13 protein-coding genes are annotated in these 14,432 nt (G+C 57.2%); 3 read left to right on the plus strand and 10 right to left on the minus strand.

Annotated elements, in window-relative coordinates:
• Positions 1-3 precede the first annotated feature (3 nt).
• Positions 4-1,572: an ABC transporter substrate-binding protein gene (locus GO007_RS01910; RefSeq protein WP_095094849.1), complete on the minus strand. Its 1,569-nt coding sequence runs from the start codon at positions 1,570-1,572 to the stop codon at positions 4-6.
• Positions 1,573-1,782: 210 nt separating this feature from the next.
• Here GO007_RS01910 and GO007_RS01915 point away from each other — a divergent pair, with 210 nt between their 5' ends.
• A complete protein-coding gene (locus GO007_RS01915) occupies positions 1,783-2,442 on the plus strand; it encodes a GNAT family N-acetyltransferase (RefSeq protein ID WP_095094851.1) in 660 nt (219 codons plus the stop codon).
• A 122-nt stretch (positions 2,443-2,564) separates the two neighbouring features.
• Here GO007_RS01915 and GO007_RS01920 read toward each other — a convergent pair whose 3' ends face one another.
• From GO007_RS01920 to GO007_RS01955, 8 genes are all read right to left on the minus strand, one after another.
• Positions 2,565-3,350: an SDR family oxidoreductase gene (locus GO007_RS01920; protein ID WP_095094853.1), complete on the minus strand. Its 786-nt coding sequence runs from the start codon at positions 3,348-3,350 to the stop codon at positions 2,565-2,567.
• Between the two features lie 116 nt (positions 3,351-3,466).
• Positions 3,467-4,264, minus strand: a complete 798-nt coding sequence (locus GO007_RS01925; protein ID WP_095094855.1) for an SDR family oxidoreductase — start codon at positions 4,262-4,264, stop codon at positions 3,467-3,469.
• Positions 4,265-4,330: 66 nt separating this feature from the next.
• Positions 4,331-5,398: an ABC transporter permease gene (locus GO007_RS01930; protein WP_095094857.1), complete on the minus strand. Its 1,068-nt coding sequence runs from the start codon at positions 5,396-5,398 to the stop codon at positions 4,331-4,333.
• Positions 5,399-5,415: 17 nt separating this feature from the next.
• Positions 5,416-6,960 (minus strand): sugar ABC transporter ATP-binding protein, encoded by a 1,545-nt coding sequence (locus GO007_RS01935; RefSeq protein ID WP_095094859.1) that lies wholly within the window; start codon positions 6,958-6,960, stop codon positions 5,416-5,418.
• A gap of 1 nt (position 6,961) precedes the next feature.
• Complete coding sequence (locus GO007_RS01940) at positions 6,962-7,582, minus strand: DUF2291 family protein (RefSeq protein WP_095094861.1); 621 nt, start codon at positions 7,580-7,582, stop codon at positions 6,962-6,964.
• 43 nt (positions 7,583-7,625) lie between these two features.
• Positions 7,626-8,561, minus strand: coding sequence for a D-ribose ABC transporter substrate-binding protein (locus tag GO007_RS01945; RefSeq protein WP_095094863.1), 936 nt, complete (start codon positions 8,559-8,561; stop codon positions 7,626-7,628).
• Positions 8,562-8,693: 132 nt separating this feature from the next.
• Positions 8,694-10,214, minus strand: coding sequence for an FGGY family carbohydrate kinase (locus tag GO007_RS01950; RefSeq protein WP_095094865.1), 1,521 nt, complete (start codon positions 10,212-10,214; stop codon positions 8,694-8,696).
• A 359-nt stretch (positions 10,215-10,573) separates the two neighbouring features.
• Positions 10,574-11,524, minus strand: a complete 951-nt coding sequence (locus GO007_RS01955; protein WP_041144517.1) for a sugar-binding transcriptional regulator — start codon at positions 11,522-11,524, stop codon at positions 10,574-10,576.
• A gap of 462 nt (positions 11,525-11,986) precedes the next feature.
• Here GO007_RS01955 and GO007_RS01960 point away from each other — a divergent pair, with 462 nt between their 5' ends.
• Together GO007_RS01960 and GO007_RS01965 are read left to right on the plus strand one after the other, a co-directional pair.
• Positions 11,987-12,817 (plus strand): transketolase, encoded by an 831-nt coding sequence (locus tag GO007_RS01960; protein ID WP_095094867.1) that lies wholly within the window; start codon positions 11,987-11,989, stop codon positions 12,815-12,817.
• Positions 12,810-13,745, plus strand: coding sequence for a transketolase family protein (locus GO007_RS01965; protein WP_095094869.1), 936 nt, complete (start codon positions 12,810-12,812; stop codon positions 13,743-13,745). The genes GO007_RS01960 and GO007_RS01965 overlap by 8 nt, the downstream gene beginning before the upstream one ends.
• A 42-nt stretch (positions 13,746-13,787) precedes the next feature.
• Here the strand turns inward: GO007_RS01965 and entD are convergent, their stop codons facing one another.
• Positions 13,788-14,429: an enterobactin synthase subunit EntD gene (entD, locus tag GO007_RS01970; protein WP_095094871.1), complete on the minus strand. Its 642-nt coding sequence runs from the start codon at positions 14,427-14,429 to the stop codon at positions 13,788-13,790.
• Between the last annotated feature and the right edge of the window lie 3 nt (positions 14,430-14,432).

The raw sequence follows: 14,432 nt of genomic DNA on the forward strand, positions 1-14,432 counted from the left end.
TCGCTATTTGCTTACCCGATCGTACCAGACCATATCGGCGTTCAGGCCCTGCTGGTAACCCTTCACGTTGTCGCGGACCACAATCTGCGTTTTTCCCTGATCGACAAACACGTACGGCGAGCTGCGCTGCAGCTCTTCCTGCATCTGTTTATACAGTCCGAGGCGTTTGGCGGCATCCGGCTCGGCAACTGCCGCGAGGGTGGCTTTATTCAGCTCCGGGATTTGCCAGCCGTTAAGACCGGCCACGGTGCTCGACTTCCCGTCGTTGTAAGCAAAGGCGCTGGCGTTGGAGTGGGCGTCGAAGTAGTCGGGGATCCACAGGCGAATCGCCGCCTGATGCTGCTTCGCCCGCACGCGGGCGTACACCTGGCTACCGGCCGCCGGCAGCAGATCGATCTTCACGCCGCCCTGGGCGAAGCTGGCCTGCATGGACTGGGCGATAGTGATAAACGGCGGTTTGTTTTCGACATCGAGGGTGAAGTGGGCGTCTTTAATTCCGGCTTTGGCGAGGATCGCTTTGGCTTTCGCCGGGTCGAATTTAAACGGATTGTTGTCCAGCGCCCCCGGCAGACCGACCGGCAGGAAGCTCTGATGGACAAAATACTGGCCTTTGAGCAGGTCCTTCGTGATGCCGTCGTAATCCACCAGCCAGCGCGCGGCCTCCCACAGCGCCGGGTTTTTCAGCAGCGGGTTGGCGGCGTTGCCGGTGTTAAACGCCAGATAGTTTTGTTCCGCCGACGGGATGCTCAGCACCTTCACGCCGGGCTTGCCCTGCAGGGCGGCAATCTGATCGGCGCCCAGATCGCGCGCCACGTCGGCGTCACCCTGCTGGATCAGCAGGCGGCGGGAGGCCGGATCGGGCACGTTTTTGATGATGATGCTTTTCAGCTTCGGCGCGCCGGTGGGCGAGCTGTCGTTGGCCTCCAGCACGATGGCCTGATGCGGTTGGTAAACGCGCATTTTAAAGGCCCCGCTGCCCGCCGAGTGCATCTTCAGCCAGCCGTTGCCGAAATCGTTATCTTTGGCATTCGGCGCCACCAGCTTTTCATCGACGATAGAGGCGATAGGCGTGGAGAGAATATTCAGCGCCACCGCCGGGCTCACCTCGGCGGTCCAGTGCAGCGCCAGCGTGTGGTCATCCACCTTCTTCAGCTGGTCGGCAATGTTGTCCGCCTGCCAGCCGAGGACGTTGAGGATAAAGGCCGGTGATTTATTCAGGGTCACCGCGCGGGTGTAGGAGAAAATAACATCTTCCGGGCGTACCGGGTTGCCGGAGGCGAACTTCGCCTCGGGCTTGAGCTTAATGGTCAGCGTTTTCGCCGCCGGGTCCGCCTGCCAGCTCTCTGCCAGAATAGGGGTGATTTTTTCAGGGTTGTCGCGGTCCGGCTGCACCAGACGCTGGTAGAGGCTCGGTACCGTCTGGATGCTGGAAAGTTCGTTGGCTTCCGCCGGGTCGAGGCTGACGATGTCGTCGAGGCCTTGGGCAACGACCAGGGTAGTTGGCGGCGTGGCGGCATGGACGGCGGCGGATAGCGCGGTCAGCACCAGTAATGACAGCAGTTTTTTAGTCATGAGCAATCCCTGAAAAATGATGTTTTGATTATTTATGTGTCGCTAAATTAGGCCCCTTCATGAAAGGCGTAAAGTCAAAATGCGGATAAGCTTATGCTTAAAAAGCATAATCAATATCATCGGGCTATGAGTGAAAAATAACGCGGTCGTCTTTCTGCGCGTTGCGCTTCTTGATATAACGATTTGATCACAATTTAACGGAACTTAAAGATGCCGGAAATCAATCAGTATGGCCAGCAGGTGAACGATGTGGTCGTTGGCTGGCAGGGCGCCAGCGTGCTAAAGCGAAGCGCGTTAACGGGACGCTATTGCCGGCTTGAACCGCTGGATACCCGGCGACACGCCGCCGATCTGTTTGCCGCCTACGCGCTGGGCGACGGCAGCGACTGGACCTGGCTTGCCAGCACGCGTCCCGAAACCGTGGAGGCCACGGCGCACTGGGTGGCAGGTAAAGTTGGCGACGACGCGCTGGTCCCCTTTGCGGTTATCGATCTTGGCTCCGGTCAGGCGGTGGGGCTGGTGAGCTTTATGGCGATTGAACAGGCTATGGGCTCGGTCGAAATCGGCCACGTCACCTGGTCGCGAAAGATGAAAAATACCCCGCTGGGAACCGAGGCGGTTTGGCTGCTGCTGAAGTACGCGTTCGCAGCCGGCTACCGGCGCCTGGAGTGGAAGTGCGACTCGATGAATATCGCCTCCCGGCGGGCCGCCGAGCGGCTGGGCTTTACCTGGGAGGGGCGCCTGCGCCAGAAGATGGTGCGCAAGGCGCGCAGCCGCGACAGCGACATGCTGTCGATTATCGATGGCGAATGGCCGCAGCGCGACGCCGAACTGCGGGCGTGGCTGGCGGCGGACAATTTTGATGCCTAGGGGCGGCAGATAAAGCGGCTGGATGAGTTCCGGGAAGCCATTTCCCCCTCCTGAATAACCGGAGGGGGAGGCGCATAGCGGGCGGCGCCAAAGGGCTGACGCGGTCGAAGAGGCGGCGCGGTTTACCAGCAGATAAATCCGCCATCGACCACCAGGTCGACGCCGGTGCAGAATGACGCGGCGTCGCTGGCGAGGAACAGCGCCGGGCCCGCCATCTCCTCGACTCTCGCCATCCGCTGAACCGGCGTCTGGCTTTCGAATTCGCGGGTCTGATGGACCATTTCCGGACGGGTGTTCATCGGGGTGGCGGTATAGCCGGGGCTGATGGAGTTCACGCGGATCCCTTTACCGACCCACTCCATCGCCAGGCTTTTGGACAGATGGATGACGCCCGCTTTAGAGCTGTTGTAATGCGCCTGCTCAAGGCCGCGGTTAACGATAATGCCGGACATGGAGGCGATATTAATGATCGAGCCGCCGCCGGATTCCAGCATCAGCTCCGCCTCGGCTTTACAGGAGTTCCACACCCCGGTGAGGTTGATATCAATCACGCGCTGCCACTGCTCGGTTTCCATCTCCAGGGCCGGGTTGGCGTTGGCGATACCGGCGGCGTTAACGGCGATATCCAGGCGTCCGAAGCGGCTTTTCGCCAGCGCTACGGCCGCGCGGAGATCGCTGAGCTGGCGTACGTCCCCGGTGTACAGGCAGGCCTGCCCGCCGATGGCTTCGATATGATTCACGGTATCGGTGAGCCCGCCGTCTTCCCGCAGATCGAAGCACACGACCCGCGCACCCGCGCTGGCAAGTCCGTAAGCAATGGTCTGGCCGATCCCGCTGCCCGCGCCGGTTACGAAGGCGACGCGTCCCTGCAGATTAAACAGCTGTTGAGCAAAATCTTTTGCGATCATAGTTATCACTCTTTTAATGAATGTCCCGTAGCCCGGAGCGGCGCAACGCGCGGCCTCGGGGCTATCTGTTATGAACCATCGCTGAACGGCGCTGCCCGACAATCCCCTGAGGGGCATCAGGACATAATCAGGCCGCCGTCGATGTTAATCGTTTGTCCGGTGAGGTATCGCGCGTCGTCGGAGGCGAGAAACGCCACCAGCCCGGCGACATCCTCCGGTTTCCCCGCGCGCTTCATCGGAATACCCTCAACCCACTCGGCCATCAGCTCGCCTTTGGCGTAGCGTTTCCGATCGCTGCTGAGGACCTCCCCCCACACGCGGTCGTTGTAGTCCCACATTTCGCTCTCGATGATCCCGGGGCAGAAGGCGTTAACGGTGATATTCCACGGCGCCAGTTCATGGGCCAGGCTTTGGGTGATCCCGATAACGCCCATCTTGCTGGCGGCGTAGTGCGGGGTATAGATAAAGCCCTGGCGGCCCTGACCCGAAGAGGTATTAATCAGGCTGCCGTGGTTTTGCTTGATCATGTATTTAGCCGCTTCGCGGCAGCACAGCCAGACGCCGGTGGTATTTACCGCCAGCACCTTCTCAAAATCAGCCTTTGGCATACGGTCGAAGTAGTCGATAGTGATCACCCCGGCATTTTGAATGGAGACGTCAATGGTGCCGAAACGCGCGGCGGCCTGTTCATAAAGAGACTGAACCTGGGCTTCGTTGGTCACATCGACCTCCAGTGACAAAATGTCCGCCTGGTAGCGCTGACGCAGGGTTTCCGCGGTTTCATGAACGCGGTCGGCGTTAGAGACCATCACCAGCCTGGCGCCATCGCGCGCAAAGCGCTCGGCGATCCCCGCGCCAATGCCGCGACAGGCTCCGGTAATAACAATCGTTTTGTTGTGAAAATTTCTGTTCATATTATTTTCCCTTTAGCGAGGCCGGGCGGTGTACGCCCGGCGCAATGATCGTTGTCTGTCGGCGTATTAGCTGGAGGCGGCGCCGCCAGGCAGCGCGGTGGTCTGCTTTTCTTCATGACGACGCATCAGGATGACTTTGTTCTGTAGTTTTTGCTGGAACTGGTCAACGACGACGGCGGTTACAATCACCACGCCTTTAATGACCATCTGCCAGAAATCGCTGACGCCCATCATGACCATGCCGTCGGCGAGGAACACGATAACGAAGGCGCCAATAATGGAGCCTGTGACCCGGCCTCGGCCGCCTGCCAGCGCCGTGCCGCCAAGCACGGTGGCGCCGATGGCGTCCATTTCAAACATATTGCCGGTCATCGGGTGGGCGGTTTGCAGCTGAGAAGCAACGATCAGCCCAACGAACGCCGCGCAGAGGCCGGAGAAGGCGTAGACGAAGATCTTCGCTTTCACGATGGGCACCCCGGCGAGGCGGGCAGCGGACTCGTTGCCGCCGATCGCGTAGATGTAGCGACCGAGCGGCGTTTTTGTCGTCAGCCAGTAGCCGAGCACAAGGAAGGCGATCATCAGCCAGATGGGCAGATAAATGCCGAGCACGGTGCCGGAACCGAGGATCGAGAAACCGGTATTTCCCAGCGCTTCCATGCCGTTGAGGTTAGGGTAGGTGCTGCCGTCATTAAACAGCAGCGCAGAACCCCTGGCGACGTACATCATCCCGAGCGTGCAGATAAAGGGAGCGACGCCAAAGCGGGTGATCACGGCGCCGTTAATAAAGCCGACCAGGATGCCAAAAATGGCCACGCAGAGGATCACTTCAGGCACGTTGAAGAAGATCACGCTGCCGTTCCATAGCGGCAGCCCGTTGGTCAGCAGCGCGCCGGCGACCATGCCGCAGATCCCGGCGACGGCCCCGACCGAGAGGTCGATACCGCCGGTAAGGATCACCAGCGTCATCCCAATGGCCAGCAGGCCGGTAATCGCCACGTGCTGGGTCATAATCAGCAGGTTAGAGGTGGTCAGGAAATTCGGTACCATCACGCTGAAGAATGCAATTACCAGCAGCAGAGCGATAAACGTTCTGGCCTTCAGCAGGTACATATAAATCATATATTTCTGGTTCATGATGGATTCCAGCCTGATTAATCTTGGGGTGTTGAAGCCGCGATGAGCTTTTCGCGGGTAACCGCATGGCGCGGTAAATCGGCGGTAATACGGCCATCGGCCATCACCAGAATGCGGTCCGCCAGGGCCATCACTTCATCCAGTTCCGAGGAGGAGAACATGACGGCCAGCCCCTGATGCGCCATTTTGCCGATCAGGTGATAGACGTCCGTTTTGGCACCGACGTCAATCCCGCGGGTGGGTTCATCGAGAAACACCACCTGTGGCTGCGTCATAAGCGCTTTACCCAGCACGACTTTCTGCTGGTTGCCGCCGCTCAGGGAGGTAATGGGCAGCTCGGGGTCGCTGACCTTGATGGCGAGCTGGCGGATCATCTCCTTCACGCTGGCGCTCTCTTTCTGCGGATTCAGCCACTTCCACGCCCGGCGAAAGCCCTGCAGGCTAAAGTCAGAGAGCGTCATGTTGGATTGAATGGACATCATCTGCACCACGCCTTCGCCCTGGCGGTCTTCTGGTACCAGCGCCAGACCCTTTTTTAAGCGGGTTTGAAAGTGGGCTTTGCCGATATTCTCCCCGTTGAGATGGATGCTGCCGGTCTGGCAGGTCATCAATCCGATCAGGCCCTTAAACAGCTCGGTGCGCCCGGCGCCCAGCAGGCCATAGATGCCGATGACCTCGCCTTTATTCAGCGTGAAGGTCACGTCATTAAGCTTGTAGCCGCCGCTGTGATGCAGCGCGGTCAGGCCCTCGACGGCAAGAACCGCCTCGCCCTGCGGGGCCGGCTGATAGTCGAAGTGCTTTTTCTTATCCCCGACCATCTGCTCAATGATCCAGGGAATGCTGGCATCGCTGACGGTGCGTTCGCTGATAAAGCGGCCATCGCGGAAAATAGTGATGTGGTCGCCAATCTCCATCAGCTCTTCCAGGCGATGGGAGATATAAATAATGGTGACGCCGCGTCGTTTTAGCTGCTCAATGACGTTAAACAGGACCTTAACTTCCGACTGGCTGAGCGCTGAAGTGGGCTCATCCATGATCAGGACCCGGGTGTCCTTTGAGAGCGCGCGCGCGATTTCCACCAGCTGCTGATGGCCGATCCCCAGCTCTCCCAGCGGGGTGTAGGGATCGACATCAAGCTCCAGTCTTTCCAGCAGCGATTTCGCCAGTTCATACTGATATTTTTCGTTAATCCGGCCTTTCTGGAAAAATTCGTTCGCCATGAAAATATTATCCATGACGTTCATATTGGGGAATAAATTGAGCTCCTGGAAAATAATGCTAATGCCCTGACTTTCCGCCTGATGAGTGGAGCTTAATGACACTTCGGCACCGTCGAGAATAATCTGTCCGGAGGAGGGCGTTTCGACACCGGCAAGCATTTTCATCATGGTGGATTTACCCGCACCATTTTCTCCGATCAGAACGTTTACTTTATTTCGATATACCCGGTAATTGACATTATCTAAGGCGATAACGCCCGGATAAACCCGCGACAGCTCGCGCGTTTCGATAATAACTTCAGATTCGACTGGTTGGGGAGCGACGATAGGTTGCGACGGCATCTTATTGTCCTCCGGAACGTTCGATTTTTGCTGGCGTAATGTCGGGTAGCGTCTGCGGAATATCCCAGGCGGAGAAGACGCCGTATACCTGGGTCATTTCGCCGCTTTTCACCTGCGCGGCCTGGATCATTTTCACCGCCTGTTCATTAATGGCCCGGCCGTATTCGCCAAACAGCACCTGGTCATTAAAATCCTGATAGCTGGCGCCTTTATAGCCATCCCGCAGCTGGGTGCCGCGAAGCGTCGGGCCAATTTGCACGACAGCCGGGCCGCCGGCGCTATCTTCGACCGTCATTTTTCCGCTGCGGGAGGCTGAGTCGATCCCGGTGATTTTACCTGCTACTTTGACGTAAAAAATGCAGGGATTCTCCTCCTGGGCGCGATAGCCCAGAGCCTGACAGGCGCTATCGAAATCTTTAGCCGCGCGCAGTGCGGCCATCAGTTCGCTGACCGGGCGGGCCTGCGCCACAACCTGCGGCACGATTTTGTTCTGCCACGTTTGATCGATATTTGCCATGTGCGGATTGGGCGGGGATTTAAGATCGGCCAGCTCCTGCTGGGAGACGATACGACAGCCCCCGAGAGCAAGAACGGCCAGTGCCAGCCAGGTTTTTTTGTACATATCACTCTCCTACGCGCCCCCGAAGGGGCGCAACAACCCGAACTCAGGATTTGATGTTGAAGTCCTGAACTTTATCTGCGTTATCTTTGGTTATCAGAATTCCGCGGAACATGACGCGTTGCTTCGCGGGCTTCACGCCTTTTTGCAGGTAGTTATCGAGGTCGGTAACGCCCTGCGCCGCAATAGCCTGAGCCTGCAGCATGACGGTTGCCTGCAACGTGCCGGCCTTAACCGCATCGCGCTCGTCGTTGCTGCCGTCGATGCCGACCACCACGACGTCAGTACGGTTGGCCGCCTTCAGGGCGGCGATGGCGCCAAGAGCCACCGGGCCGTTGCCGCAGATCACGCCTTTGACATCAGGGTGGGCCTGCAGAATGCTGTCCATGATGCGCTTGCCGTCAATTAACGTACCTTTGGCATCCTGTTTAGCTACGCTGACCATATCCGGATACTGGTCAATAACCTGGTGGAATGATTTAGAACGCGTGACGCAGTTATTATCTGCAAGATTGCAGGTCAGTTCGGCGTATTTTCCTTTTTCCGCCATTTTCTCGACAAATACGTTGGCGACTTCCGAACCAGCCTGGAAGTTATTATGCGTAATCTGCTCAAGGGCCACGTCATCGACAGGAATTTCCCGGTTAATTAATATAATCGGAATGCCTGCTTGTTTCGCTTTTTCAATCGCCGCGACGCTGGCGGTTGAGTCGGCGTTATCCAGAATAATACCCTGAACTTTTTTGCCGATGGCTGTATCAATCAGTTCGTTCTGTTTTTTTACATCTTCGCCATGAGACAGAATGGTTGTTTTATATCCGAGTTCTTTTGCTTTCTCGCTGGCCCCTTTGGCTTCAGAAGCGTAATACGGGTTATCCAGCGAGTTAACCATGATCATGATGGTGCCTTTTTCTACTGCCTGAGCAGTAAAAGAAAGCGCGGTCAGGGTTGCAACAGTCAAAAGCGTTAAACGTAATTTCATGACAATGTTCTCTCTATGTTGTTATTGTCGGGTACGGTGAAACAACGTAAGGCCGGAAAGGCGGTTGTATGGGCCGGAATTCTCCTTCTGTTAATGATTAAGGTTCGTCACCTTCGTTTTCCCTGGTGGGCGTCAGGCGGACGTAGCCGGTTTCCATAATGTTCTGTCCACCGCATGGCGCCACTCCTGCCACCTTGCCTGCAGGCGCTGATGGCGGGCCATGTCGGGGCTAAATTCACTGTGTTCGGTTAAAAAGGCCGTCAGGTCGACGGGCGTATCGGGATTGAGCGCCTTGCGGGCAAGCAGGGCTGCGCCGATGGCGGAGAGTTCAGGCACATCGCTGCGCATGACCGGGCATCCCAGCAGATCCGCCTGGTACTGCATGAGCCAGTCGTTTTTGGTCGGTCCGCCGTCGACCATCAGCGCCGACAGGCTGAAATCATCATGCTGGCGCATGGCGACCACCACATCGGCTATCTGATAGGTGATGGATTCCAGCGCGGCGCGGATCAGGTGCGCGCGCTTAACGCCGCGGCTCAGTCCACAAATCACGCCGCGGGCGCTATCGTCCCACCACGGAGCGCCAAGCCCGGTCAGCGCCGGCACAAAATAGACTCCCATCGTCGAGTCAACCGAAGCGGGCAGGGTGTTAAGTTCGTGGGCCAGCTCGTCGGCGGAGAGTTCGCTCAGGCCGGTGCTGTCAGCCATCCACGCCACGGCATCGCCGGTATGGGGAATATTGCCTTCCAGTCCATAGGTGATGCGCTCACCGTCATGCCAGGCAATGGTGGTGGCCAGCGCGTCAATATCGCACTGCGCTGATTTAACCGGCGCCATCACCGACGAGCCGGTACCGTACGTGGCTTTCACGCACCCGAGTTCCCCTAATGCATGGCCAAAAAGCGCGGCGTGAGAGTCGCCGACCATCGCCATGATCGGTATGCCGTCAGGTATCGCCGCGAGCCCGCGGGTGTAACCAAATAATCCGCTGGATGGCTTAATTTCCGCCAGCGCGGCGCGGGGGATCTGGAACAAGGCCAGCATGTCGTCATCCCACTGCCCGCTCTGCAAATTGAGCAGCTGGGTACGCGCGGCGTTGGAGTAATCGCAGCAGAAGGCGTCGCCGTGGGTTAAATTCCACAGCAGCCAGCTATCAATGGTGCCGAGGCAGATCTCACCGCGTTCGGCGAGAAGGCGACCCTCGGGGATAGACTCCAGCAGCCAGCGCATTTTGGAGGCGGAAAACAGAGGAGCAATCGGCAGCCCGGTCGTGGTTTTAATCTGCTGCTCTTTGCCCGCATGGCGCAGATCGTCGCAAAAAACGGCGCTGCGGGTGCATTGCCAGGTGATGGCGGCGTTAACCGGCTTTCCGCTATGGCGATACCAGCCGATGGCGGTTTCCCGCTGGTTGCTGATGGCTAATGCGGCAACATTTTCCGCGCCAACGTGCTCAACCGCTTTGGCAATCACCTCAAGCGAGGCCTCGATCAACGTCTCGCCAGATTGCTCTACCCAGCCATCGCGAGGGGTTTGAATCGCCAGGGGTTGTGAAAATTTCACAATAACGTTGCCGCGGCCGTCGAGCACCACCGCTTTTGCATTGGTCGTCCCTTCGTCGAGCGCAATAATGAACTCTTGTTGTGTTGCCGGCATTAGATAGTCTCCTGAGTCACACTTCGTCCTGGCGCTGAGGGGGCGAACATTCCTCGCTATCGCGTTGCTACTTAGCAGGCCATGATGTGACATTTCGTTATCACTTTTGTAATCACTGAATATATATTCGATAGTGATTATTTATTTAATACCTTAGCCAGAAACTTTCCCCGGGGCTAGAGGAAAAGTTATCAATTGTGCTGGCAATCACACTTATCTGCATGGACAAATGCGCGGAGGGCTGGAGGGGGAAGCGCCAGGAAATTTAATCAGGATATTGAAATATAAATGTTTATTTTGCACGCCTCGGCATCAGAAAAGGTGGCGCAAAGGCATGCAAAAAGATGTCTGATGGAAAATTAGCCGGTGACCAGCAGCCTCGCGGTTGGATAATCGGTGATTAAAACATCGATATAGCCGCCGGAGAGGGCGCCTTTGATCGCCGCAACCTTATCGCTACCGCCGGCCAGCGCCACGACGTTGGGACATTTTTTTACTTTTTCCAGCGCCATGCCGATAACAGGATCTTCATCATCGCTTAACACGGCCTGGCCTTTTTTGTCGTAATAGTGCAGGCAGATATCCCCCACCGCGCCGCGCTCGGCGAGCACCTGCAGCATATCTTCGTGGTAATAGTTACCTGACGTTTTCAGCAGCTGAGAAGGTTCGAGAATACCAATCCCGACGATGGCAATATCGACCTCGTCGAAACGCGAAACCACATCGGCGACGTCCTGGCTGGCGATGAGACGGTTTTTCTCCGCCATCGAGCCCTCAATGCTCTGCGAAGGAAGCAGCCAGGCCTGGCAGTTAAGATGCTGAGCGAGCGTCTGGGTCAGGATGGTTGCCTGTACGTTGCCGTTCGGCCCCACGCCGCCGAGCAGCTGGATAACTCCGCTGGCCTTCAGGTTTTGCGCGTGGACCTCATCGACCATGGCCCTGATGGTCGAACTCCATGAGGAGACGCCGATCAGATCTTTTGGTCGCAGGCGGGTTTCCAGATAGTGGGCCGCAGCGGACCCAATCGCGCGTTTGAGGGTGTGATCGCTGGCATCCTCTTCGGTATCGACGACGATAGCCTGCTTAATTCCGTAGCGATCTTCGATGCCTTTTTCGAGGTTAAGAAAAATATTCGAGGGCTGAACGACGCTAATTTTTACCACCCCTTCTTTCTGGCAGCGGGTGATGGCACGGGAGACAAATGACTGGGAAAGCGAAAGAAGTTGTGCAATGTCGGACTGCTTTCGTCCTTCAAGATAGTAAAGTGTGGCAATCTTAACTAACAGCCTTTGTTCATCCTGCTTAGCCATATATATCCCCGAAAATCATTAACGTATATCCATTATGTTATACCCGTCATGCCGAAAACTACATGTCCGCTGGCTGCGTGCGTCTACCGCGCCGGCCCCTGCCTGAGCAGACTGCAATTCGAATAATTCAGGGTATAGAGGCTTTTATCATACGTGAAAAAGAAAGAGAACTAAGTGTGATGAAACTCTAACTTTTATCAATCCTCAAAATCAGCTATGGACAAAAACAGAACAGCTGTCGCATAATTGAATAAAGAATCATTGTTGAATATATATTCATGGTGATATCAAGTCAACTGAAAACTTATCCAGGCACAGACATGCCTGATAGTAAGGAGGCAGAATGTTCCTGAGTATGATGCAGCGGCGGAAGCCTGATGATGCGCTGCCTGGGGATGTCTGGTTTTTTTAGTCCCTTGTGGAATAAATATTCCAAGTTGAAATTAAATTCAGAGGTATTAAATGAATCCCTATAGCTACGATGTCCAGGCACTTGAGCGTAAAGCTCGCGCGGTACGCCGCCATATTATCAGATTGAATGCCAACAGCCCGGCCGGGGGGCATACCGGCGCCGATTTGTCGCAGGTAGAGCTATTAACCGCCCTCTATTTCCGCGAGCTAAACGTCTCCCCGGAGCAGATTGCCGACCCGGAGCGGGATATTTATATCCAGTCTAAAGGCCACGCGGTGGGGTGCTACTACTGCGTGCTTGCGGAAGCCGGCTTTTTCCCGGTCGAGTGGCTGGCGACCTATCAGCACGCGAACTCGCACCTTCCTGGCCACCCGGTTCGTCAAAAAACCCCCGGCATCGAACTGAATACCGGTGCATTGGGCCACGGTTTGCCTGTTGCGGTGGGGCTGGCGCTGGCTGCAAAGAAAAGCAACAGCACCCGCCGCATCTTTTTAATTACCGGCGATGGCGAACTGGCCGAGGGCAGCAACTGGGAGGCGGCGCTGGCTGCGGCGCATTACGAGCTCGATAACCTGATTATTATCAACGATAAAAACAACCTTCAGCTCGCCGGGCCGACCCGCGAGATTATGAATACCGACCCGCTTGCCGATAAGTGGAAAGCGTTTGGCATGACCGTGACCGAGTGTCAGGGAAACGATATGGCCTCAGTAGTGGCCGCTCTGGAAGGGTTGCAGCAGGCAGGTAAACCTAACGTCATTATCGCAAATACGACAAAAGGCGCCGGTATTTCCTTTATCCAGGGGCGTCCGGAATGGCACCACCGGGTACCGAAAGGCGAAGAGATTGAACTGGCACTGGAGGAACTGAAAGATGAGTAATGCAGAACACCTGGCGAGCGTAATGGTGCAAGCGTTTATTGACGCGGTAGAAAGCGGTGTTGATCTGGTGCCGGTCGTTGCTGATTCCACTTCGACGGCGAAAATTGCGCCCTTTATTAAACAATTTCCCGGCCGTCTGGTTAACGTCGGGATTGCCGAACAAAGCATGGTCGGCATGGCGGCCGGGCTGGCGCTGGGCGGGAAAGTTGCGGTGACCTGTAACGCCGCGCCCTTCCTGATTTCGCGCGCCAATGAGCAGATCAAAGTCGACGTCTGCTACAACAACACCAACGTTAAGCTGTTTGGTCTGAACGCCGGGGCCAGCTACGGCCCGCTGGCGAGCACCCATCACTCCATTGACGACCTTGCCGTGATGCGCGGGTTCGGCAATATCCAAATCTTTGCCCCCTCTACGCCGCGCGAGTGCCGGCAGATAATCGACTACGCCATCCAGCATCAGGGGCCGGTCTACATCCGCCTTGACGGCAAGGCGCTGCCGGAGCTGCACGACGAGAGCTACCGCTTTGTGCCGGGGGCGGTGGTTACCCTGCGCGAAGGCCGGGATATTGCGCTGGTTGCTACGGGGTCGACGGTGCATGAAATCGTCGACGCTGCGCAACTGCTGGCGGAACAGGGCATTGAAGCGAAGGTGGTGAGCGTTCCGTCGATTCGCCCTTGCGACACTCAGGCGCTGCTGGCGGCGCTGGAGGGCTGTAGCGCGGTCATCACGGTTGAAGAGCACAACGTGAATGGCGGACTCGGCAGCCTGGTTGCCGAAGTGCTGGCCGAAGGCGGCGCCGGTATCCCCCTGAAGCGCCTGGGGATCCCGGACGGTGAGTATGCGGCGGCGGCAGACCGCGGCTGGCTTCGTCAGCACCACGGTTTCGATGCGCCGGCGATCGCGGCGCTGGCGCCTACGCTGCTCTAACCGTAGCCAGATAACCCGTGCGGGCAGCCCGCGCGGGTGATGCTATTTTGGCAACCCGCAGAGCGTGATGACCCGCGCGTCGCTTTGCATCCAGTGAACCTGAACTATCTCATCATCAATTTGCATCCGCAGCATTCCTTCCTCTATATACGTCACCCGCATGCGCAGAAAATCCATCCCGAGCTGGCGGGGGAGGGAGAGCGCCTTAAACCCGCTCTCTTTTGCCGAGAACGCCAGCGTCAGCGCCAGCGCAAAGGGCAGCCCGCTGGCCGCCAGCAGCGTTTTTTCCGCCGGGTTGATAATGCTGCTGGCAAGTTCCTCCGCGAGGATTGGAGTAAAGCGCCGCTCAATATCAATCCCTATCGGTCGAGAAGAGACTACCGCCAGGGCGCTATTTTCACAGTGACTGATGCTGCCGAACCACGGCGCGGGCCACAGCGGCTGGCGCTGCTCGCCGGGCGGCGGCGGCATTTTTTCGCCAACTTTTTCGCCAACTTCGCGCAGGGCGTGAACGGCGGCGATGCGTCCGGCAAGATGTTCGGCCTGGCGCTTACGGCCGCCTGCGGCGAGCAGGGCGTGATGGGGCAGCCACAGCAGATCCGCAGGCTGGAAGCTGGCTGGGTCGAAATCAATCCGCTGGAGAGGATGGCCGGCAAGTAAAAGGGTGCTGTGATGTGTCTGCATGAA

Origin of the sequence: Klebsiella sp. 10-1 (assembly GCF_009758445.1) — a bacterium.
GTDB lineage: Bacteria > Pseudomonadota > Gammaproteobacteria > Enterobacterales > Enterobacteriaceae > Klebsiella > Klebsiella scottii.

Excerpts from the sequence above, each read along its gene's own strand:
- GO007_RS01965 (WP_095094869.1), top strand. The coding sequence starts at position 12,810 with ATGAGTAATGCAGAACACCTGGCGAGCGTAATGGTGCAAGCGTTTATT.
- GO007_RS01940 (WP_095094861.1), bottom strand. The coding sequence starts at position 7,582 with ATGTACAAAAAAACCTGGCTGGCACTGGCCGTTCTTGCTCTCGGGGGC.
- GO007_RS01950 (WP_095094865.1), bottom strand. The coding sequence starts at position 10,214 with ATGCCGGCAACACAACAAGAGTTCATTATTGCGCTCGACGAAGGGACG.
- GO007_RS01955 (WP_041144517.1), bottom strand. The coding sequence starts at position 11,524 with ATGGCTAAGCAGGATGAACAAAGGCTGTTAGTTAAGATTGCCACACTT.
- GO007_RS01930 (WP_095094857.1), bottom strand. The coding sequence starts at position 5,398 with ATGAACCAGAAATATATGATTTATATGTACCTGCTGAAGGCCAGAACG.
- GO007_RS01910 (WP_095094849.1), bottom strand. The coding sequence starts at position 1,572 with ATGACTAAAAAACTGCTGTCATTACTGGTGCTGACCGCGCTATCCGCC.
- GO007_RS01915 (WP_095094851.1), top strand. The coding sequence starts at position 1,783 with ATGCCGGAAATCAATCAGTATGGCCAGCAGGTGAACGATGTGGTCGTT.
- GO007_RS01935 (WP_095094859.1), bottom strand. The coding sequence starts at position 6,960 with ATGCCGTCGCAACCTATCGTCGCTCCCCAACCAGTCGAATCTGAAGTT.
- GO007_RS01960 (WP_095094867.1), top strand. The coding sequence starts at position 11,987 with ATGAATCCCTATAGCTACGATGTCCAGGCACTTGAGCGTAAAGCTCGC.
- GO007_RS01925 (WP_095094855.1), bottom strand. The coding sequence starts at position 4,264 with ATGAACAGAAATTTTCACAACAAAACGATTGTTATTACCGGAGCCTGT.
- GO007_RS01920 (WP_095094853.1), bottom strand. The coding sequence starts at position 3,350 with ATGATCGCAAAAGATTTTGCTCAACAGCTGTTTAATCTGCAGGGACGC.
- entD (WP_095094871.1), bottom strand. The coding sequence starts at position 14,429 with ATGCAGACACATCACAGCACCCTTTTACTTGCCGGCCATCCTCTCCAG.
- GO007_RS01945 (WP_095094863.1), bottom strand. The coding sequence starts at position 8,561 with ATGAAATTACGTTTAACGCTTTTGACTGTTGCAACCCTGACCGCGCTT.